Below are 21,130 nucleotides of genomic sequence, written 5' to 3'. Positions count from 1 at the left end.
ACATGTTACTAATCACCATCAGCATCAATATAATCAACACTAATATTCATAGCCTGTACCATATCTAATTTCAGTAATACAACAACTTTTTGTAACTCGTCGTAAGACAAGGTCATTCTTGTATTATCTGTATTTACCTGATTGGAAAAATTACTATCTACCGTTTGAATCTGAGAACGGGCGGCATTCATTTGATTATTGATTAACGCTGTTAAATCTTCACCATCGGTAATGGTTTGTAAATAATCTAAATAATCATCAAAACTATTGCCGTCTGAAGTTCCATTATAGGCTTTCCCATTAAAAAAGTCCTGACTTGCATGTAAAGCTTCTAAAGCTAAAATTTTAGACACCTCTTGATTGTGATACGCTTCTACTTTCTCAGGATACAAAACACCTCCTGAAAAAATCCCTGCTGGAATACCAAATTTATTCGCTCGTAACCCCTTTTCGAAATAGTAAATAAAATCGTTAGTGATTTTGTTTGTTGAACTTGTTGTTGTATTTGCTGTACTGTTAACAAAGGTACTTCTGTACGAGGTTGTCCAATCATTTAATACGGCTTCGGTTAGTGACTTCATTTCATTAACAACATCACTTAAATACAGTTTATAACCATCTGCATTGGCATTTGTAGTATACATTGCTAAAATAGCGTTATCATCTGCCGCCACGCCATATAATAAATAATCTAAGGCTGGAAAACCAGCGGCATCCTGATTGTTAGCCAAAGCTAAATCATAACCGCCATTAGCTATATTGCTTTCAATTTCAGTTACGCTAGCTGGATAAATATTCATGTAAGCACTGTAATAATCTACTTCTGCTTTACCAATGTTAAACATTTCAACATGTTGCCACACCTTGTAAGCATCTAACCAAGCTATACGTAAGGCTTCTAAATTGGTCTGATTGGCTGTTACTGTAAAGGTATTTTTAGCCGCAACCAATGCGCCTAACTTGCTATCTAAATCCTCGTAGGCCGGAATAATTATATTATCGGCCCAGTTAACTAACATGGTTTGTCTGTCAAAATTATCTTTTGGTTTGCTTTCGCCACCATCAGAACTACTACACGCGAAAATCACCAGCGCTAGAAGTACTACAGAAACAACTTTTTTAATCATAACCTATTGTGTTCTTAAATATTTTGCAAATATCCATAAGCAGACTGAATTTTTAAAAATTCAGTCTGCTTAATTTTATAAAAAACTAATATTATTTCAATTAATTTGCTGCCGCTTCAACCGTAAAGCCAAATGCTGCTGCTATCTCAGCGGAAATAGTATCTAAAGTTTCAGGCGTCACATCCCAAAACCCATTAGTATTATCATTCAATAACGCATCAACATAAGCGTTCACTTCTTCATGTGTAAAGTAAGGTACATCGGTACCTGGTTTTCTAGTAAATTGCAAACTGTAAACAAAACCAAAACCTTCTGATAACTCATGGAACGCATGCGCATAATCAACAGTTCCTTCTGCTTCCAAATCCGATTTAGCGCCCTGTAAATAGTGTACCGCACGCACTGCAATTACCTTCGATATATTTTCCCTCACTACTGCTACCTGAGCATCACGAACGGTATAGTTTTTAGCAACAATCGCTGCACGACCTAATTTTAGAGCTTGGTAAACCTCATCGGCAATACCAGCAAAATCAGCATCGTCATTCACTTGTCTTAAGTAAGTATTCAAGAAACGGTCAGCATCTAAAACCGGACTCGCAGGATTTTCTTCCGCTCCGTAGAGGTATCCATAAGCTTCATCCCATTTATGCTCCATAGTAGTATAAGACTTCCCTTCTTCAACCACATCACTATCATTATTAGTAACGTTAGCACCTGCATCAAGTACCGCATCGCTTAAATAATTGTTTAACATCTGGTCTGCCATTAAACCGCCGATTAAACCTTTGGCAACCGCCTGGTTTAACTCTAGACCTTTAGCATTAAAATAGCGGACTGTCGTACTTCCTAGCTGTTGCATATTACCTGCAACACCCGCCCCGGCTGAAACATTCCAGTTCACAAATACGTTATCTGCCTGCTCTGAAATCCAAGAATCAAAATCTGCTTTAATTGCAATTGCATCAGTTGTGTTTGCTGCAAAAAAGTCTGCTGATGCTGCTACTTTGCTACGAACATTTTTATCGGAAGTGTTTAGATTTACATCAGTAAAGTCTGGCTCTCCTAACTGGTGGTTAAACATAGCTAACAAATCTTCTTTTGTATTAGTAGAAACACTTAAAGCAGAAACCAATTCGGTTGCCATAGCTATTCTTGTGGTTTGACCTCCAAAACTTACGGTCGACTCCCCATTTCGTGTAAAAGTATACGTTGCTGGATTCTCAATATTATTTGATTCATTATCATCGTCTGAACACGATGCAAATAAGACCACAGCCGCAGCTGCCATCGATAAAAACTTTTTCATTTTATTTATTTAGACTTAGTATAAATTAATTGACGTCTGCAAAATTAACACTCTTTAACAAATAGCCAAAGTTTATTTAGATTAAAAATAAATAAAGTGATATTTTTATATTTAAGTGACTAACATTGAAAATTTTTCAACGAATCTAAAAATAGGTTTTAAATATCTTAGATGCCTCGTTAAAAGCACTTTCAAAACTTAAAGCATTTAAGTTGTTATTTTGCTTTGAAGTAAAATAGGATAGTAATTTTTCGGTAGGCATATTCCCTATTAATTCATCTTTCGCCATTGGACACCCACCAAACCCCTGAATAGCGCCATCAAATCGTTTACATCCAGCCTTGTAGGCTGAATCAATTTTTTCGAACCAAGTTGCTGGTGTCGTATGTAAATGCGCTCCGAATTCTATTTGTGAGTATTGCGGAATTAAATGCGAAAACAAATATTGAATACTTTCCGGATTCGAGCTCCCAATAGTATCACTTAACGATAAAATTTTCACGCCCATTTTATGAAGACGTTCGGTCCACTCGCCTACTATATCAACATTCCAAGGATCTCCGTAAGGATTACCAAAGCCCATAGAAATATAAACAACGACTTCTTTATTGGTTCTATCGGCTATATTTAAAATTTCCTGAAGGGTCACTACCGACTGTGCAATGGTTTTATGCGTATTACGCATCTGGAAGTTCTCAGAAATAGAAAACGGATACCCTAAATAATCTATCTCTTTGTGCACACTAGCATCGGTTGCGCCTCGGGTATTTGCTATAATAGACAGTAGTTTACTGGTGGTTTTACTCAAATCTAATTGTGCCAAAACCTCAGCAGTATCAACCATTTGAGGAATCGCTTTAGGTGAGACAAAACTTCCAAAGTCAATCGTATCAAACCCAACACGCAACAAAGACTGAATATACTGGACCTTTTTTTCTGTAGGAATAAAAGCTTTGATGCCTTGCATGGCATCACGCGGACATTCAATAATTTTTATCGGACTTGACATTGATTAGTTTAATATAACAGGTTGATAAAAATAGTACATTTTTTTTATCAAACTTAGGAAAGGCACCAGGGATTTTGTTTATTTCTCTTGAAGAATAGCCTTGTTAATCGACTTCACTAAACTTGGGCCTTCATAAATAAATCCGGTGTACACTTGCACTAGGTCGGCTCCGGCTTTAATCTTTTCAAGTGCATCATCAGCCGAGTGAATACCTCCAACCCCAATAATCGGAAACGACTTATTACTCTTATCAGCCAAATACTTAATTGTTTGCGTACTCTTTGCTTTAATTGGCTTACCACTTAAACCACCGTTACCAATTTCGACTAACTGCTCTTTAGTTGCTTTAAGTCCGCTTCTATCGGTAGACGTATTACTGGCAATAACACCATCCAAATTTGTATCTTGCACTAACTCTACAATTTCATCAAGCTGATTATTATTTAAATCTGGTGCAATTTTTAAAAGAATAGGCCTTTGTTTATCAAATTTTTTATTTGCATTTTGCACAGCACCAATCAATTCTTCTAAATAATCTTTATCATTCAGTTTCGCGTGACTTCCTACATTCGGGCAGCTTACATTCAGTACAAAGTAATCTACATACGGATGCAATGCGTTAAAACATTCCAGGTAGTCTTTCGTATAATCTTCCGGTTTGGTATTGGTGTTTTTTCCAATATTTCCTCCAATAACTAACTGACCTTTATTTTTCTTTAATGCTTCAATCGCAGCTTCTAAGCCTTCATTATTAAAACCCATACGGTTAATAATTCCCTGATCGGTTTTTAAGCGAAATAAACGTTTTTTAGGGTTTCCAGGTTGTGCTTTAGGCGTTACCGTTCCTATTTCAATAAAACCAAATCCGAAGTTAGCCAACTCGTTATACAAGACCGCATTTTTATCGAAACCAGCAGCAAGACCAACAGGGTTTTTAAAAGTTAAACCGAATAATTTACGTTCTAAACGGGCATCGTTAACCACATACAAGCTTCTAAATATGGCTTTAAAACCAGGTATTTTAGAGGTGATTTTTATTAATGAAAACGTAAAGTGATGGATCTTTTCCGGATCGAACGCGAAAAATATGGGACGAAGTAATAATTTATACATCTCGATTATTTGTGCAAAAGTACTCTTAATTCTTCTAAATAAAAAATCGGTAAAATCTAAAAGCAAAAAAATTAATAATCGTATTTTTGAAGCTTGAAAATCACTCGGTATATTTTGTACCAGAATACACTAAAATTTAATCCATTTAACTGTCTTTAATATGATTTCTAAAGAACATATTATAAACCGATTTGTTAGTTACGTAACTGTAGACACCGAATCGGATCCAAAATCTGAAACCACACCAAGTACCGAAAAGCAATGGGATTTAGCTAACAAGCTTGCTGAAGAACTAAAAGCTATTGGTATGGAGGATGTTACTATTGACGAAAACGCATACATTATGGCAACTCTGCCTAGTAACGTAAATTATCACGTGCCTGTTATTGGGTTTGTCTCTCACTTTGATACGTCTCCAGATTTTACTGGTGCCAATGTAAAGCCACAGATTATTGAAAAATACGACGGAAAAGATATCGTATTAAATGCTGCTGAAAACATTGTTTTATCTCCAGATTATTTCGAAGACCTGTTACAATACAAAGGTCAAACTTTAATCACCACTGACGGAACCACCCTTTTAGGAGCCGATGATAAAGCCGGTATTACCGAAATTGTTTCGGCCATGGAATACCTTATTAATCATCCTGAAATTAAACATGGTGCCATTCGTGTTGGGTTCACTCCTGATGAAGAGATTGGTCGTGGAGCTCACAAGTTTGACGTAGAAAAATTTGGTGCCGACTGGGCGTATACCATGGATGGTAGCCAAATTGGAGAATTAGAATACGAAAACTTTAACGCCGCCAGTGCCGTAGTAAAAGTAAAAGGTAAAATTGTACACCCAGGGTATGCTAAAGGTAAAATGGTGAACTCTATGTATATCGCACAGGAATTTATTAATTCGCTACCACGTTTTGAAACACCAGAACATACTGAGGGTTATCAAGGGTTTTTCCACTTAAGCTCTGTTGAAGGAAAAGTTGAAGAAACAACTTTAGAATACATCATCCGTGATCACGATTTAGGTCATTTCGAGGCTCGTAAAGAAGTCTTAAGAAAATTAACCGATGAGCTAAATTCGCAATACGGTCGTGAAGTCATTACCACCGAAATTAAGGACCAGTACTTTAATATGCGTGAAAAAGTAGAGCCAGTAATGCATATTGTTGATATTGCCGAAGAAGCTATGAAACAATTAGACATTACGCCTCTTATTAAACCTATTCGTGGTGGTACCGATGGATCTCAGTTAAGCTACATGGGCCTACCTTGTCCTAACATTTTTGCTGGTGGCCATAACTTCCACGGACGTTACGAGTACGTTCCTGTAGAAAGTATGATTAAAGCAACCGAAGTGATTTGCAAAATTGCTGAACTTACCGCTTTAAAACAAGAATAAACACATTACACTATATTTACTTAAAAACGCCTGAGACTAAAGTTTCAGGCGTTTTTCTTTATTATACCAAATTTGAATTATATTTAAAAAAACAAACTACTTACCATGCCCCTTATTGTAAAACGCAAAAAACACCTGTTAACACGAGTACCGTTCTTAACTTTTCTTATTGTCTTTATTGGTTTAGCTCCCGTTATTATTGGGCTAATTGGTGCCTGGATAACTGAATTAAATACAGGAGAACCTTGTCATGAAGGCAATTGCAGCTGGATGGTGCTGCCTTGGCTAGGCATGTTTACTATTCCTGTTGGATTTTTATTATTTATTGTTTTCTTTGTAATTGTATTAATAGACACAATAGCCTTGTACAATAATAATTAAGATAAAATACATTAAATAACACTTTCACTGTTCTAAACGCTCTGTCCGTCGAAGTTTATTGCTAATCCGTCACGTATTTTATAAACTTGAACTACATTAATTCATAATTTTTTTCTTTCAGTATGAAAATCATCACTTTGCTTATAAGTTTTATAACATTTACAAGTATTACCCCTCTAAAAAACGACATTAAAAAAGCAAAAAAACCAAACATCATTTACGTTCTAGCAGATGATATGGGCTACGGTGATGTTTCAGCTTATAATACAAAAAGTAAAATACAAACCCCACATTTAGATCAGTTGGCAGCAGATGGATTAATGTTTACCGATGCTCACACCTCATCTTCTGTTTGTACACCAACTCGATATGGTATTATTACTGGTCGATATAACTGGCGTAGTACATTAAAATCGGGTGTTCTTACTGGAAATTCCAAAGCGCTAATTTCACCAAAGCGTACTACGGTAGCTTCCATACTAAAACAACAAGGTTATCATACCGCGTTTATTGGTAAATGGCACCTAGGCTGGGACTGGGCGTTAAAAGATGAAAATGCTCCTGCAAAAAAAGGTTGGGACGCTAAAGATTTTGATAATATTGACTTTTCTAAACCTATAAAAAACGGACCTAAAGAACTTGGTTTCGACTACTCATACGGACATAGCGGTTCTCTAGACATGGCGCCTTATGTATATGTTGAAAACGGAATGCCTACACAGGTACCGGACACAGTGTCTTCAAGAGGCGGTAAATTTCATTGGTGGCGAAAAGGCCCAACATCAAGAGACTTTATTCATGAAGATGTAACCCCTAATTTTTTTAGAAAATCGTTTAAACATATTGAAGAGCAAGCAAAAACGGACCAACCGTTTTTCTTATATCTGGCACTACCATCACCCCACACCCCTATTTTACCTACCGATGAATGGCAGGGTAAAAGTAATTTGAATCCTTACGGTGATTTCGTTATGATGGTGGATGATTATATGGGACAACTTATAAAAGCTATAAAAGACGCTGGCATTGAAGACAATACTTTAGTAGTGTTCACAAGTGACAACGGCTGCTCTCCTGCAGCGGATATTAAAGGATTGGAGGAATTAGGTCATTATCCAAGTGACAAGTACCGCGGACATAAAGCTGATATTTTTGAAGGCGGACACCGTGTTCCTTTTATTGTTAAATGGCCGGATTATATTAAGAAAGGCATAGTATCTAACGATATTATCTGTACTACCGATTTCATTGCAACAGCTGCTGATATTACAAACTACAAATTATCAGACAACGAAGGCGAAGACAGCTACAGCATGTTGCCTCTATTTAAAAAACCAAATCCTAAAAAACCAACACGCGAAGCTACAGTTCATCATTCTATAAACGGAAGTTTTGCCATTAGACAAGGCGACTGGAAATTAACGATGTGTCCAGGGTCTGGAGGATGGAGTTATCCTAAACCAGGTGATAAAGAAGTGATTGAAACCTTACCTGAAATTCAATTGTATAATCTGAAAAACGATCCAAGAGAAACCACCAATCTGCAAGACCGTTATCCGGAAAAAGTAACAGCCTTAAAAACCTTATTGATAAAATATATAAAAGAAGGTCGAAGTACACCCGGTACTCCACAACCCAACGACGCCATTAGTTTTATCTGGAAACAAATCGATTTTGTAAACCCTTAAAAATTAACAGAACACCATCTTACTCCTATCTACCACTTTCCTTATTGCAATATTTTGCTTTTAAGCGAGGTTAGTATAACAACGCAAACAACAAATTAAAAATACTACAAAAATACATTAATTTTGTTATTTTTAACACAAACAAGTAGGGTTTAAGGGGGTTTGATTCGAGTTTCCTTCGGGAATTGTTCGGGTTTTCTTCGTAAAATAAGGGTTTTACCGAAGAATCCCCGAAGGAATGTCGAACATGTATCGAAGGAAACCTATGAATATCCGTTAGAATTTAACAGGTATTTTTCTTAAGTAGCGGTTCATTATGTAGGTATTTATTTATATTTGAATATAAACTATAGGATTAAGTGTATAGGTGTACTTATTCACATCCTGTATGTCATTTGAATGAAGCGTAAAATGAAAAAATCGTTTTTAATATTACTACTCGCTATACTTTGTAATTGTCAATTAGAAAAAAAAGCCAGCCTGAAAGGAAAATATTTACGTTGGGTTGGAGACATTGAGCAAAATAACCAAATAGATGAAACAGAATTTAAAGTTTGTAACGGAGACGATAAAATTCTTCAATATTTCAATCTGGGAGACGGACCTATTTACACCGGAGAAAAATCTAAAATTTTAAACACGTTCAAATCAAAATATCAACCAATATCAGATAAAAATCAAAATGGACTAATCAGAATACGGTTTATTGTAAACTGTGAAGGAAATGCAGGAAGGTTTAGAGTATTGCAATCGGATTATGAATATCAAGAAAAAGAATTTGACAAAGAAATCGTTTCTCAACTTCTAAAAATAACCAAAGGAATTGAAAACTGGCATGTTTTTAAAAGAAATGAAGTACCGGTTGATTATTATATGTACCTAATATTCAAAATCACAGACGGACAACTAACAGAAATTTTGCCTTAATGAAACACATTAACCTTTTAATATCGCTGTGTCCATTTTTAAGTTTGTTAGCACAACCAAATTGCGAAGCCTACAAATATTACGGAGACACTTTAAAATACAAGGCTTGTAAAAAAGCTGAACAAATTGAAAATCACTATCAGTTTTCTAAAAAATTTCAAGAAATTTTAGATGAATCAATATTGATTGATTCAACATTTGCATATGCCTACCGTGAAAAATCTGTTGCATATTTAAAAAGTGGAGATTTTATGACCTGGAAAAAACTTATAGACAAAGCTGTTAAGTTTGAGGCAACAGATAATCTTGGTTATCGAGGTTGGTGTAGATACCAATTCTTTAGAGATTACAAAGGAGCAATTAAGGACATAGAGAAATTGGATCGTTTAGTAGACTATAATATTGGACAATCCATAAATGGAACTTATCATTTGAACATAGCCAAAGGTTTGTGCTATAAAGCAATTGGAGAAAAAGAAAAGGCAATAGAAATTCTGGAAAAACAAATTAAACTAAACGAAGTAGAGGACTTTGTTGGAGCATATGATTATCTGCATCTTGGAGTACTTTATTTAGAAACCAAAAGATTTAAAAAAGCAGTTGAAACATTCAAGAAACAATCGGAAAACAATGAATTAGCAGAAAACCAATATTATTTAGCTCTGACTTATCTAAAATTAAATACCCCTATCCAATCTAAATCTTGTCTGGAAAAAGCAAAAGAACTTTATATTAGAGGAAGAAAAATGTTCGACCCATATTCAAATCCAATGGATAAAATATATTTAGAAGATATTGAAAACGAAATAAAAACGGCTTACAACACCGGTAGTCGCTTTACAAGCCCATAACTTTGTAAAAGCATGCTAAAACTGGCTTTAAGACTTATTCCTATAAAATAAATATATCCAAATAGACCTTGACAATTTAAAGTTAACAGTACTTAACAGAAAGGCTACCAGAATAACTATTACAAAAACTCTTAAAGGCGATAAATCAAAAAAATACCAAAACACCACAAGACTTGCAATCATTTGTGCCACTGCAATTGCATAACTCACAAACATAGCTCCAAAAAAGAATCCTGTTTCTCTTTCAAATTTATAATTACAAATCTGGCACCTCTCGTTCATTTTAGGTATATTCAACAATAATATATTTCCTTTATTCAGAAAAATCTTTCCTTTTTTACAATTCGGACATTTGCAATTTAAAGCATTGATAACTTTACTCATAACCTGCCATTTATTTAACTGCAAAATTAAGACCTAAAAGCTCTTTTCTTGTATAATATATACACTATTATTTGTACTTTTAGGACATTTATAATGATAACACCTGTACTACATATTAATCAATTTAAAGAATCGGTACATCTTAATGATGTGTACATAAATTCGTTTTCAAATCACATACAGCTAAATAAGAATTTAATTAACAAACCACACAGTCATAACTTCTATCTGTGTGTACTGTTTACTGAGGGCTCAGGTACACATGAAATTGATTTCAACTCTTATCGTATAAACCCGGGCAAAGTATTCTTTTTAAAACCAGGGCAAACGCATTTCTGGAAATTTGAAACACCACCCGAAGGATTTATCTTTTTTCATTCCAAAGAATTTTATGAACTAAAGTTTTTAGAACATAAGCTGCATGCGTTTCCTTTTTATTATTCATATCAAAATCCTCCTGTATTAGAATTACCGCCTGAAAAGCTGCAGGAATTAAGCATGAAGTTTCAAGAAGTTTATAATGAATATTTACAAAACAATCTTTTAAGAGAATTAAAACTAGTGAATTCACTAAATAACATTTATATAGAGTTAACACGGGTTTACACCATAGATATTAATGTAGAAAAACTTAATTCTTCTAACTATTCGAACACACTTGAAACCTTAGAAAACTTAATAAACACACATGTGTATAAAGAAAAGCTACCTAAATTTTATGCCGATAAATTAAATATAACTACCAAGCATCTTAACAGGATTGTAAAAAAAACAATAAATAAAACAACAGGCCAACTAATTTCTGAAAGGATAATTCTGGAAGCCAAAAGATTAATTGTACATTCTCACGAGAGTTTAGGCGCTATCGCACATACTCTTGAATTCTCAGACTACAGCTACTTTTCGAAATTCTTCAAATCAAAAACGGGTATGACACCATTGGATTTTCGTAAAAAGTATTTTTGATTAGCAATTAGTACAATCTATAATGCTTTATCCAGCCTTTAGGATGCCTTCTGTTTTGGGTGATAAAAAATTTACAAGGATTCAACTAAATGTTTACTATAGAATTTCCGAAAGAACATTTAATATGTTTCTAAAAATAAAACCTACAACAAGCGACACATTGTAAGAAAGTTATTATATTGCAACTAAAAGTTAAGAAACCAAAATGATAACTGGCAGTTATACTAACTGTTGCTAATCATTTGCCCCGAAAATCGTGAATGAAAGACTGTGAGTTGCTTGTTATTTATTAGCTTCTGATTTTCCTTCGGAAAATTCTCGCTCTAAAACACACAATATTTAATATACAATTTGTAAATAAGCCCAATAAAACGAAAACTATGATACATTTAATTTGGTCAATAATTAACTTAATAATTGTCGTATACTTTTTCTATCTGCTTATCGGGTTCATTTTAAAAGGCAAAAGAATTTTCAAACCACAATTCAAAGGAATATCAATATTTATAATGATTATTGGGATTGTTCAAATAATTTCAGCATCTAATTCTAAAAAAAGCACGAACCACATAGCAATATCTAAGAATTATAACAAAAAAGATGAAACAAAAACGAAACAAATAATACTTGAAGACAATTTAACTCTAGATATAAATTTACATGTGCAATATTCAATTCAACAAAACAACTACATCCCTATTGAAAGTTATAGTTCATTAACTGGTCTTGTTATGGGATATGACTGGGAATTTAAATCCATCGACATCAATAATTATAATTCTAATGAACAAACCGAATTTGTTGTTAACGGTATCCTTAAATGGAATCTTTTTGGAATCACGGTATATAATACTTCAAAAACATTTAACGGAAAGATTAATTAAGAGGCAAATACAAAAGTGGTAACTGTTACGCAACATCTAATTTTATAAACCAAAAAAATAGAATCGCCCCTTTCAGGGTGATTGCCTTTTATAGTAATGCCCTCCAATAAACTTGTCTGATTAATCGTCTTTCTTATTAATATTTCATAAATTTATTAGTCCTTAACCACTGGTAATCAAATAATAAATTCTAATATGAAAACATGGATTAAACGCCTTTCAATAGCACTGCTAAGTCTCATTGTGTTCGTTTTTATTGTCATTGCCATAGCGCTTAACATAATTATTACTCCCGAAAAAATAACGCCCAAAGCTTTAGAACTACTCAATCAGGATTTACTAGGAAAAGTGGATTGTGAACGTATAGAGCTCACCTATTTTTCCAGTTTCCCTAAGCTCTCCCTGCAGCTAACCAACGGTGCCCTATTACCTAACAAAACCTTTTATAAACAAGACACCTTAATCGCTTTCAAAAAAGCCCGGGTAAATTTAAATGTGATTGGCTTACTGCAAAAAAGCAAAAAAGCGGTACACAGCATTGAGCTTAATAGCCCTAAACTGTTCTTTTATGTAGACTCCTTAGGAAACTCGAACTGGAATAATCTAGCTAAAACCACTCCCGATACAACCAAAGCGACCAAAACAAAAAAACCGATTAAAGCATCTGAAATTTATGTCCCTAAAATTACCATTTCACAGGCCGAAGCCCATGCCATAGACGGTTTATCGAAAATGAATTACGATGTTGAAAACCTCAACCTTTCGATAAAATCAAAAACTACCAAAACCGGTCTGCGACTGAATGTAGAGAAAAGCAGTGACCACATTGCTCTATCGCAACCTGGCAAACGCCCCTATAATCTGGACCATGTTACTGTGGCTTCAAAACTGGAACTCACCTTTGCCGATACCCTGCTCACCATAAAAAACAGCGAAGTATCTATAAACGACATCCACTTCGAAAATGAAGGCTATGTACAATTCTTTCCGCATCATAAAAAAATAAAGGTTAATATAAACAGTGAACTTTCCACAAAGTCCTTAAAAAATATTACTAACACGATCCCGCCCCGCTTTTTAAGTCAGGAAGGCTTAAAAGCTAAAGGATTTATTAACTTGAAAACGCACATAGAAGGCATTTATAGCAAAGACAGTTTTCCTGTCGTGAACAGCTATTTTAAAATAGATAACGGTTCTATAGCTTATAAAAACTTTAAGGGTGAAATCGAAGATATGAATGCTAATATTCACACGTATATCAACCAAAACAGTCCAAAAGAATCCTTTTCCGAAATTAAAACATTTAACATACTGGGAACTGGTATAAATATGGATATATCGGGCGACATCAAGCAACTTACAAAACAGCCCATCGTCAATATTCAATCTATAGCAGATATTGATTTTAATACTATAACTAAGAACTTCCCTGTTCATCCTTCTGTAACCTTAAAAGGATCTATTCATTCAGATTTATTAGCAGATTTCAACAGCGCCGACTTAGAAGATTTTCATTTTAACAAAGTTAATTTAGATGCTATTGTTCAGGTTAAAGACCTACTTATTAGTTCCCAAAAAGATTCAGCCGTTGTAAGTTCTGAGAATATCAACTTTAAAATTCATAAAGGTGAAGATAACGCTAAATCACTTACATCAACTTTAGTGGTTTACAATACAGTTGCAAAATATAAACAATGGTTAGACACTAGTATGAAACAGGTAAATATTGATTTTAAAGCCGATGATAAGCCAACCACTCTACCACAGTTTAAAGCGGATATTGCATTACAAGACTTTGAAATGCAGGCTACCGATTCTATTTACAGTTATATAAAAAACCTAAAAATGGATGCTGAGTTTATTCCCAAATCTGAAAAAAACTTAGCCCACATGGCTTCACAAATTGTTACCGATAGCGTTACCTTATCACAAAAAACAGCCTTTGTAACCATTATGGGAGCTCAAACTGAATTAAAGGTTAGTAAAACACCTTCCAATTTATGGGAACCTTCAGGAAACTTATCATTTAAAAGTATTTATGCTCATGCTCCAGAATACGTTTATAATTTAAAAACTTCTGAATCTGGGATTGCCTTCGTAAATGACGACATTACACTGAATCGCACTAAAATTAATTTTGGTGATACCGACATGACTCTTACGGGCGAATTAAAACATGCCAGAGGCTTCCAAAATGGCGAACTGGTAACAGCAAATTTAAAAGTAGAATCTAATTTTACCGATGCCAACCAACTTATGCTGGCTTTAGCACCACCAGAAACTGGTGAAATTGTTACCGCTAAAGACGAAGTTGTTTTAGATTCCGTAAAAGCTGCCAATGTAACGCCTGGAAAGCGTATTTTCAGAATACCTAAACAGTGTGACTTTAAATTTTCAACCTACGTTAAAGCCTTTAGAATGGGGTTTATAAACATTAATGATATTCATGGTGAAATGACAGTAAAAGATGGCGTAGTAAATATGAACAACATTAATCTTACCACCTTATCTGCTAATATGGATGCCTATATGAAATACAATCCTAAAAGCAATACGGAAGCTAATCTGGATTTCAGATTTTATATCAGTCAGATTGATATGAACCAGATTAATGATGTTGTTCCTGTAATGGATACGCTCTTCCCTGCTATAAAATCGTTTGAAGGTAAAGCCGATTTCAGAATAAAAGGCAATGTACTTTTAAACGAAAACTTAGACTTTAAACTCCCAAGTTTACGAGGTGTTGCCGCTCTAAAAGCCAGAGATATTATGGTGGTTAACGACCCTGCATTTAATGATGTCGCAAAAGCCATTAGTTTTAAACCCAAACAAAAAAACCCGGTAAAGACTTTTGATGCCGAAGTAGAATTTAAAAAAGGGGAAGTACAAATTCTTCCGGCGCTTTTAGAAGTCGACAAATACCGAATTGCCTTGGGTGGCGTACAACGTATAGACATGAGTTACGACTATCATGTTTCAGTACTTAAATCTCCCATTCCCATAAAAATGGGGGTTGATATTTCGGGGAGTAATTTTTCAGACCATCATATAAAACTAGTAAAAGCCAAATACAAATACTACTTTACCGATAAGCAGCGTTTAATTAAAAAAGCAGACTCTTCAGTATTTTTACAAAAAGAGCGTATTTTAAAAGCATTAGATTACAACTAAGTTTAGCACATGGAAAAAGTCACTTCCGTTGAAGAATACATTGAAAAACATTCCCTCTTTAAAAATGAATTAGAACTTCTACGAGAGATTATTAATTCAACAGAGCTTGAAGAAACGATTAAATGGAGTTCGCCCGTATATACTTTGAATAACAAAAATGTGATTGGCTTAGGTGCTTTTAAACACCATTTTGGTATCTGGTTTTTTAATGGTGTTTTCGTTAAGGATGAAAAAAAGGTTTTGGTTAATGCACAGGAAGATAAAACCAAAGCTTTACGTCAATTGCGATTTCAAACAATAACAGACATAGATAAAAACTTGGTTTTAAATTATGTTAAAGAAGCTATTGAAAATCAAAAATTAGGCAAGGAATTAAAACCAAAAAGGCACACTAAAAGTCTTAGCATGCCTTTGGAATTAAAAGATTTGATAAGTGATAACGCTGCTTTTAAAACAAGCTTCGAATCACTTACCACTTACAAACAACGCGAATATTGCGAGTATATAAGCTCTGCAAAACGGGAAATCACGAAACAAACGCGTATGGAAAAAATTATTCCCTTGGTTTTGCAGGGTATCGGTTTAAACGACAAATATCGCTAAACCTAACTATGCTCTTACATGGCCGTCGCCATAAACATAGTATTTATTGGTCACCAACTCTTTAAGACCTAATGGTCCGCGGTGGTGTAATTTATCTGTACTAATAGCTAACTCTGCTCCTGCTCCTAATTGTCCGCCATCTGTAAATCGAGTGGACGCATTATGATAAACCGCAGCACAATCTACCTGTTCCATAAATTGTTGCGCTGTTGCTTTATTAGTCGTCATAATCGTTGCAGAATGCCCGCCAGAATATTTGTTGATTTGATTGATGGCTTCTTCAAGTGAATCAACCGTTCCTACAAGACATTTCATCTCAAGAAACTCTTCATACCAAACCGATTCGTCTTGAATTAAGGTGTTTTCATTTAACACTTCCTGTACATTAGCATCTACTAATACCGAAACCCCATTAGACTTTAATATAGCATCTAAATCCTTTAATTTATTTTCATAATCGGCAATATTAGTATTCACTAATATTTTATCTAAAGCATTACATGCCGAAATTTTATGAGTCTTAGCATTCAAAATCACTTTAATAACTTGTTGCCAGTCGCTTTCAGGATCTACATATAAAAAGTTATTACCACGCCCACTAACTAATACAGCACATTTAGCATGGTCTTTTACAAACTTAATTAATCGCTCTCCTCCTCGAGGCACAATTAAATCTAACTGCTCTGTTGGGTTCCTTAAGAATTCTTGTGTTTCCTCTCGGTTCATAGTTAGCAATTGAATATAATCGGTACTTAAATCATTTTCTGCTAATGCCTTATGCCAAAGTTCAACAATGGCTTTGTTACTATGGATGGCTTCTTTACCTCCTTTTAACAAGATTTTGTTATTCGCCTTAAATGCCAGCACAGTCGCTTCAACAGTCACATCAGGACGTGATTCATAAATAATCATAATAGTACCAAACGGTGCTGTTTTATTAATGATCTCTAAACCACTGTCCAAAGTTTTACTTTCAATAACCTTTCCTACTGGATCGGCTTGTACATGAACCTCTTCAATAGCCTGAATCATGCCGTCGATTTTCTTCTCGTTTAAAATTAAACGATCGTACATGGCCTGATCTTCTTTATTAAAGGCTTCGATATCTTTTTTATTGGCTTCAAGTATAGCAGGATAATTAGCTTTAATTTGCTTTATCATACTTACTAATACGTCATTCTTCTTATCTTCTGATAATAATTTCATCTTTCTGTTTTTGTTTTGTTTATAGAGATACTTTAGTTCCTACAAAGTTTCCGTCTATAATATCTATAATGGTATTGTTGTTTTTACCATTGGCAATATAAGTTGGGATGTTTTTTGAGGCTGCTTGCTGGGCATAGTCTAATTTAGACCCCATGCCTCCGCGGCCTTCACCTTCACTTTTATTACTGTCTTTAATATATTTATCCAGGTTTTCGTCTGGATTTACGTTTTCTATTAAATCACTACTTTCAGCGTCTGGATGTCCGGTATATAAACCATCGATATCTGTTAGAATAATTAGCTTATCGGCATTTACCAACTGTGCAATTAAACTCGCTAATTCATCGTTATCTGAGAACATAGACATGGTTACCGAAACAGCATCATCTTCATTTGCAATAGGAATAACGCCTTCAGATAATAAACCCTCCACACAATTAATCATGTTTTGACGGTGAACTCCAGGACTAAAATCGCGTTTAGTTGGTAACACCTGCGCACATTTCATTCCATAATCATGGAAAATATTATAGTATAAACGCATCATACGCGGTTGTCCTATGGCCGAATATACCTGACGCTTTTGCGTTTTATTTTTAATTTTTGATTTCCCCAATACCTCTTTACCTGCAATTACGGACCCAGAAGACACCAAAATGGTCATGATATCTCTTTCATAAAGCTCGGCGATTTGTCTTACCAGTTCTTTAAGTACGGGTCTAACAATTTTATTGTCTCTGTTGGTCATGACATTTGTCCCGACCTTAATCACTATTTTTTCCTTGTACATATTAATATTCTTTACCTAATTCTACCGCTCTTTTAAAAGCAGCAAAAGCAGCATCTTTAATTAATTCGTTTACATTATTGTCTTCCATCGAGTCTAATGCTGCTCGTGTTGTTCCTCCTTTAGAAGCGACGCGTTCCATCCATGAATTAGGTGATAAGTTGGATTGGTTAAACAGCTCTACAGCTCCTGTAAATGTTTGTCTTACTAAAACGGTTGAATCTTCTTTTGAAAACCCCATTTTTAAAGCAGCTTCCATCATACTTTGCATAAAGTAGAACACATAAGCTGGTCCACTACCTGAAATACCTGTGGAAGCATCGATAAATTTTTCGCTACTTACTTGAATAGATTTTCCCGTAGTATCTAAAAGGCTTTCTACTGTTAACATTTCAATTCTTGAAACGTCTGGAGAAATAACATACGATGTTAATCCTTTACCTATTTGTGCCGGTAAATTTGGCATGGCTCTAACAACTTTAGTTAAGCCTGTAATTTCCTGTATAGATGCTATAGTAACACCTGCCATAATGGAAACAAGTATTTGTTGCGAATTTACAAGCGGCTTTATAGCTTGGAATACGCTTTCCGCATGGTATGGCTTAACCGCTATAAAGATTATATCTGCCTGAGGCACACAATCTTTAAGTTCGCTAAAGGCATCAAAGTGTGAAATTTGATGAAGCTCTTCAAGCTTTTCTTCAGATTTATCTAAAACCATGATGTTCTTCTTTTTTAACAATTTGGATTTAGACATCCCTTCGGCATAGGTAAGTCCCATGTTACCTGCTCCAATTACTAGTACTTTCATTTTGTTTGTTTACGTATTAAATGTTTAGTGATTAGACATAACGCTCCTATAGTTTCCAATTACGGAAACTACTAGAAACTATTAGTTATTTTATAGTTATTTAATTTTTAATGTTTTACAAAAACGAATTATACGAATAGCATACAATCACCACAATCCTTAACCTCTCCGTAATAAGTCTCACGGTATTTGTGTAATGTTTTTAAAGGCAGGCCTAGCAAATATTTTTTTATATAAGTTACTTTGGTGGTTAATTCCCCCATTTTAACTGTATGGCGTTTTTCGTATTTCGTTTCTCTTTTTATGTAAATGATTTTCATGTGTCGAAGTTGTTGGTAATTACAGGTTAATCTCTAACCAATCTCATTTCAATGTTTTTTGTTTCAAAACCTTGTTTTTCAAATAATTTAATTACCGGATTATCTTTATTTATATGAATTGAAATATCGCCATCGCAATACTTTTTAGTATACTTAATTAATTCACTACCAATACCATTTTCTCTGTATTCTTCTTTAACCGCAATATATACCAGTATATTTTCAGGAATGTACTCGTTCATTCCTGTTCGGTTTACAACGGTAGCACCAACAATTTCATTGTTTTTTTCTACCACAAACACATAGCCCCCTAACCCGGGTATTTCTTTGGCCGCGTACATAATAGATTTCCTAATGGCACTTTTAGTATCTCTAAACTCTCCAGAATAGCGATACAGAAAATTAGTTATTCGATTTATATCAATAATTGACAGCCTCGAAAAGGCATCAAATGTTTTAATAGTCATTAACAGATATAAGTTTTTTGTACACCTAAGCTAATAGGTATACGTTTATCTTGTTAGAATTAATTAAAGCTTAAATACTTGAAAAAAGTATTAATTGCGATAACGCGTTCGGGTAAGACTCACTGGCCTTACAATTGAATAATTAATTAGAAGTGCTTGGTGGAATGAATTTATCGGACTGGTTTCTAAATACCAGAAAGTTAAAATTAAAAATTCGTTTGTTTTGTATTTCGTGAATACCTTTTTCCATGCTGCAAATGTACGAAAATGCTAGACTTAAAGCAAATCACAACCGTTAAGACAACGCTAACAGAACGTGAAGAACTGTTAATTAAACCTGATATTGGAGTGCTTATTTTCAATAATTTAAGTCAGATTTAAGAAGACAACAAAAGGCTTTTAACACGTGTAGCTATAACACTTAACAAAGATTATGTAAAATAGATTTTAACGTTTTAACGGGCCGTTTAACATTAGGGTTTAAAATGAATGAAAAAATTTAAAAAAAATTTAAAATTAATTATCATTTCGATGCAATTATCAGCAAAAACCCCCATATATCAAGATTTATTAGCTGCACTTTTGCTTTTTACTCCGGGTAATGCCTTCTTTCTTAAAACAGGTGAATAACCCTTTTTGCAAAAGGAAGTTTCAATTACAATAGATTGAATATGTTTTAAATCATCTTCCTTTTGAGTTTGAAGACTGTTTAAACTTAATAGAGATCCATAAATAAAGGATAGAATAATATTCATAGTATAGATGTTTGATTAAACTTTTGTTGAAAGTTTTCTATAAACAAGACACCTTAGCAAGAATTTACCCTACGCTGTAGTAAGTACAAACAAAAAAAGGCTTCCTGCAAACAGGAAGCCTTTTTTTGTATTGAGTAACGAATTACTTTTTAGTTTCGGCTGGATTTAATTTAGCGCTCAAATCCATTGATATAGCCGAAAGTTCAAACTTAACTTTACCTGATAAAGTTTCAATAACGCAACTTCCATCTTTATCATTAAGTTCTAATATTTTACCGTGCATACCACTTTTGGTAATTACTTTATCGCCACGTTTTAATTCTGCCGCGAATTTTTTTTCCTTTTTTGCTTTTTTCATTTGTGGTGCAATCATAAAGAAATATACCACCGCAAACATTAGTAAAAACGGTAAAAAACTACTGATTCCTTCTCCCATTATTATTCTATATATTTAATGCTGTTTTGCACAGCTTGGTTACGTTCCTAATTACTCTGCAGCTTCAGGTTTTACAAAGGCAGTAATTTTAACAATTTCCGATCCTTTTTCTGTATTTGCTGTTACTGTAATTGTTTTTGATATTTTGTTAGCACCACTACCATTAAACTTTACTGAAAACTCAGCTGATTTCCCAGGAGCTAATGGCTCTCTACTCCAATCTTTAGGCACTGTACATCCACAAGAACTTTTAATATCGGTAATAACTAATGGGGCCTCACCAACATTCTTGTAAGTAAAAGTGGTTTCTACTGGTGTTCCTTTTTCAATTTCACCAAAGTCGTGTTCGGTTTCATTAAACTCAATTTTAGGAAACTTCGATGCTACTGCATCCCTTTCAGCCGCAGCAATTACATTAGCTTCTTCTATTTTTTTAGCAGCGTTTTCTTTGCAAGATGTAAATGCTATTAAGCTTAATGCACTTAATCCTAATATTAATTTTTTCATTGTAAAATTTATTTAGTATTAATGAT

General features: G+C 34.2%; 21 protein-coding genes and 1 pseudogene. 9 read left to right on the top strand and 13 right to left on the bottom strand.

Features of this window, described 5'->3' with window-relative positions:
• Window positions 1–8: 8 nt before the first annotated feature.
• The 4 genes from ICJ85_RS07820 to ICJ85_RS07805 all read right to left on the bottom strand — a co-directional run bounded on the left by ICJ85_RS07820 (window position 9) and on the right by ICJ85_RS07805 (window position 4,558).
• Window positions 9–1,127, bottom strand: coding sequence for an imelysin family protein (locus ICJ85_RS07820; RefSeq protein ID WP_188223238.1), 1,119 nt, complete (start codon window positions 1,125–1,127; stop codon window positions 9–11).
• Between the two features lie 100 nt (window positions 1,128–1,227).
• Window positions 1,228–2,436 carry a DUF4856 domain-containing protein gene (locus tag ICJ85_RS07815; RefSeq protein WP_188223237.1) on the bottom strand — a complete coding sequence of 403 codons (1,209 nt, stop codon included), beginning with the start codon at window positions 2,434–2,436 and terminating at the stop codon, window positions 1,228–1,230.
• A 145-nt stretch (window positions 2,437–2,581) separates the two neighbouring features.
• Window positions 2,582–3,445 carry a hydroxymethylglutaryl-CoA lyase gene (locus ICJ85_RS07810; RefSeq protein ID WP_188223236.1) on the bottom strand — a complete coding sequence of 288 codons (864 nt, stop codon included), beginning with the start codon at window positions 3,443–3,445 and terminating at the stop codon, window positions 2,582–2,584.
• A 78-nt stretch (window positions 3,446–3,523) separates the two neighbouring features.
• Window positions 3,524–4,558 (bottom strand): quinone-dependent dihydroorotate dehydrogenase, encoded by a 1,035-nt coding sequence (locus ICJ85_RS07805; protein WP_188223235.1) that lies wholly within the window; start codon window positions 4,556–4,558, stop codon window positions 3,524–3,526.
• Between the two features lie 160 nt (window positions 4,559–4,718).
• On the opposite strand from ICJ85_RS07805, the gene pepT reads away from it, so the two are divergent.
• From pepT to ICJ85_RS07780, 5 genes are all read left to right on the top strand, one after another.
• A complete protein-coding gene (gene pepT / locus ICJ85_RS07800; protein ID WP_188223234.1) occupies window positions 4,719–5,960 on the top strand; it encodes a peptidase T in 1,242 nt (413 codons plus the stop codon).
• A 105-nt stretch (window positions 5,961–6,065) separates the two neighbouring features.
• Window positions 6,066–6,341, top strand: a complete 276-nt coding sequence (locus ICJ85_RS07795) for a hypothetical protein (RefSeq protein ID WP_188223233.1) — start codon at window positions 6,066–6,068, stop codon at window positions 6,339–6,341.
• A gap of 122 nt (window positions 6,342–6,463) precedes the next feature.
• Window positions 6,464–8,029, top strand: coding sequence for a sulfatase family protein (locus ICJ85_RS07790; protein WP_188223232.1), 1,566 nt, complete (start codon window positions 6,464–6,466; stop codon window positions 8,027–8,029).
• Between the two features lie 411 nt (window positions 8,030–8,440).
• Window positions 8,441–8,956: a hypothetical protein gene (locus ICJ85_RS07785; RefSeq protein ID WP_188223231.1), complete on the top strand. Its 516-nt coding sequence runs from the start codon at window positions 8,441–8,443 to the stop codon at window positions 8,954–8,956.
• The gene (locus tag ICJ85_RS07780; RefSeq protein ID WP_188223230.1) at window positions 8,956–9,807 is read left to right on the top strand and encodes a tetratricopeptide repeat protein; all 852 of its coding nucleotides are present in this window, start codon (window positions 8,956–8,958) and stop codon (window positions 9,805–9,807) included. Before ICJ85_RS07785 ends, ICJ85_RS07780 begins: the two co-directional genes overlap by 1 nt.
• A 27-nt stretch (window positions 9,808–9,834) precedes the next feature.
• Here the strand turns inward: ICJ85_RS07780 and ICJ85_RS07775 are convergent, their stop codons facing one another.
• Window positions 9,835–10,191, bottom strand: a complete 357-nt coding sequence (locus tag ICJ85_RS07775) for a DUF983 domain-containing protein (protein WP_188217372.1) — start codon at window positions 10,189–10,191, stop codon at window positions 9,835–9,837.
• A 93-nt stretch (window positions 10,192–10,284) separates the two neighbouring features.
• Between ICJ85_RS07775 and ICJ85_RS07770 the strand changes: the two genes are divergently transcribed.
• The 4 genes from ICJ85_RS07770 (at window position 10,285) to ICJ85_RS07755 (ending at window position 15,815) form a co-directional block, all read left to right on the top strand.
• Window positions 10,285–11,157 (top strand): helix-turn-helix domain-containing protein, encoded by an 873-nt coding sequence (locus tag ICJ85_RS07770; protein ID WP_188223229.1) that lies wholly within the window; start codon window positions 10,285–10,287, stop codon window positions 11,155–11,157.
• 662 nt (window positions 11,158–11,819) lie between these two features.
• The gene (locus ICJ85_RS16560; RefSeq protein WP_241739509.1) at window positions 11,820–12,041 is read left to right on the top strand and encodes a hypothetical protein; all 222 of its coding nucleotides are present in this window, start codon (window positions 11,820–11,822) and stop codon (window positions 12,039–12,041) included.
• A 195-nt stretch (window positions 12,042–12,236) separates the two neighbouring features.
• Window positions 12,237–15,212 carry an AsmA family protein gene (locus ICJ85_RS07760; RefSeq protein WP_188223227.1) on the top strand — a complete coding sequence of 992 codons (2,976 nt, stop codon included), beginning with the start codon at window positions 12,237–12,239 and terminating at the stop codon, window positions 15,210–15,212.
• 9 nt (window positions 15,213–15,221) lie between these two features.
• On the top strand, window positions 15,222–15,815 hold the full coding sequence (locus tag ICJ85_RS07755; RefSeq protein WP_188223226.1) for a YdeI/OmpD-associated family protein: 594 nt from the start codon (window positions 15,222–15,224) through the stop codon (window positions 15,813–15,815).
• 6 nt (window positions 15,816–15,821) lie between these two features.
• On the opposite strand, the pseudogene ICJ85_RS07750 reads toward ICJ85_RS07755, so the two are convergent.
• The 8 genes and pseudogenes from ICJ85_RS07750 to ICJ85_RS07715 all read right to left on the bottom strand — a co-directional run.
• Window positions 15,822–17,024: pseudogene (locus ICJ85_RS07750) on the bottom strand (glutamate-5-semialdehyde dehydrogenase); the annotation flags it as partial.
• Between the two features lie 16 nt (window positions 17,025–17,040).
• Window positions 17,041–17,811: a glutamate 5-kinase gene (gene proB / locus ICJ85_RS07745; protein ID WP_188223224.1), complete on the bottom strand. Its 771-nt coding sequence runs from the start codon at window positions 17,809–17,811 to the stop codon at window positions 17,041–17,043.
• Between the two features lies 1 nt (window position 17,812).
• Window positions 17,813–18,619, bottom strand: a complete 807-nt coding sequence (proC, locus tag ICJ85_RS07740; RefSeq protein ID WP_188223223.1) for a pyrroline-5-carboxylate reductase — start codon at window positions 18,617–18,619, stop codon at window positions 17,813–17,815.
• Window positions 18,620–18,747: 128 nt separating this feature from the next.
• A complete protein-coding gene (locus tag ICJ85_RS07735; RefSeq protein ID WP_188223222.1) occupies window positions 18,748–18,939 on the bottom strand; it encodes a hypothetical protein in 192 nt (63 codons plus the stop codon).
• 26 nt (window positions 18,940–18,965) lie between these two features.
• On the bottom strand, window positions 18,966–19,406 hold the full coding sequence (locus ICJ85_RS07730; protein ID WP_188223221.1) for a GNAT family N-acetyltransferase: 441 nt from the start codon (window positions 19,404–19,406) through the stop codon (window positions 18,966–18,968).
• A gap of 560 nt (window positions 19,407–19,966) precedes the next feature.
• On the bottom strand, window positions 19,967–20,161 hold the full coding sequence (locus tag ICJ85_RS07725) for a hypothetical protein (protein ID WP_188223220.1): 195 nt from the start codon (window positions 20,159–20,161) through the stop codon (window positions 19,967–19,969).
• A 142-nt stretch (window positions 20,162–20,303) separates the two neighbouring features.
• Complete coding sequence (gene yajC / locus ICJ85_RS07720; RefSeq protein ID WP_188223219.1) at window positions 20,304–20,597, bottom strand: preprotein translocase subunit YajC; 294 nt, start codon at window positions 20,595–20,597, stop codon at window positions 20,304–20,306.
• Between the two features lie 51 nt (window positions 20,598–20,648).
• Complete coding sequence (locus ICJ85_RS07715; protein ID WP_188223218.1) at window positions 20,649–21,104, bottom strand: DUF1573 domain-containing protein; 456 nt, start codon at window positions 21,102–21,104, stop codon at window positions 20,649–20,651.
• Window positions 21,105–21,130 lie beyond the last annotated feature (26 nt).

This window comes from Aestuariibaculum marinum, assembly GCF_014596975.1.
GTDB classification, from domain to species: domain Bacteria; phylum Bacteroidota; class Bacteroidia; order Flavobacteriales; family Flavobacteriaceae; genus Aestuariibaculum; species Aestuariibaculum marinum.
The sequence above is the reverse complement of the archived record's forward strand: the minus strand, read 5'-3'. Positions and strand labels throughout refer to the sequence as shown.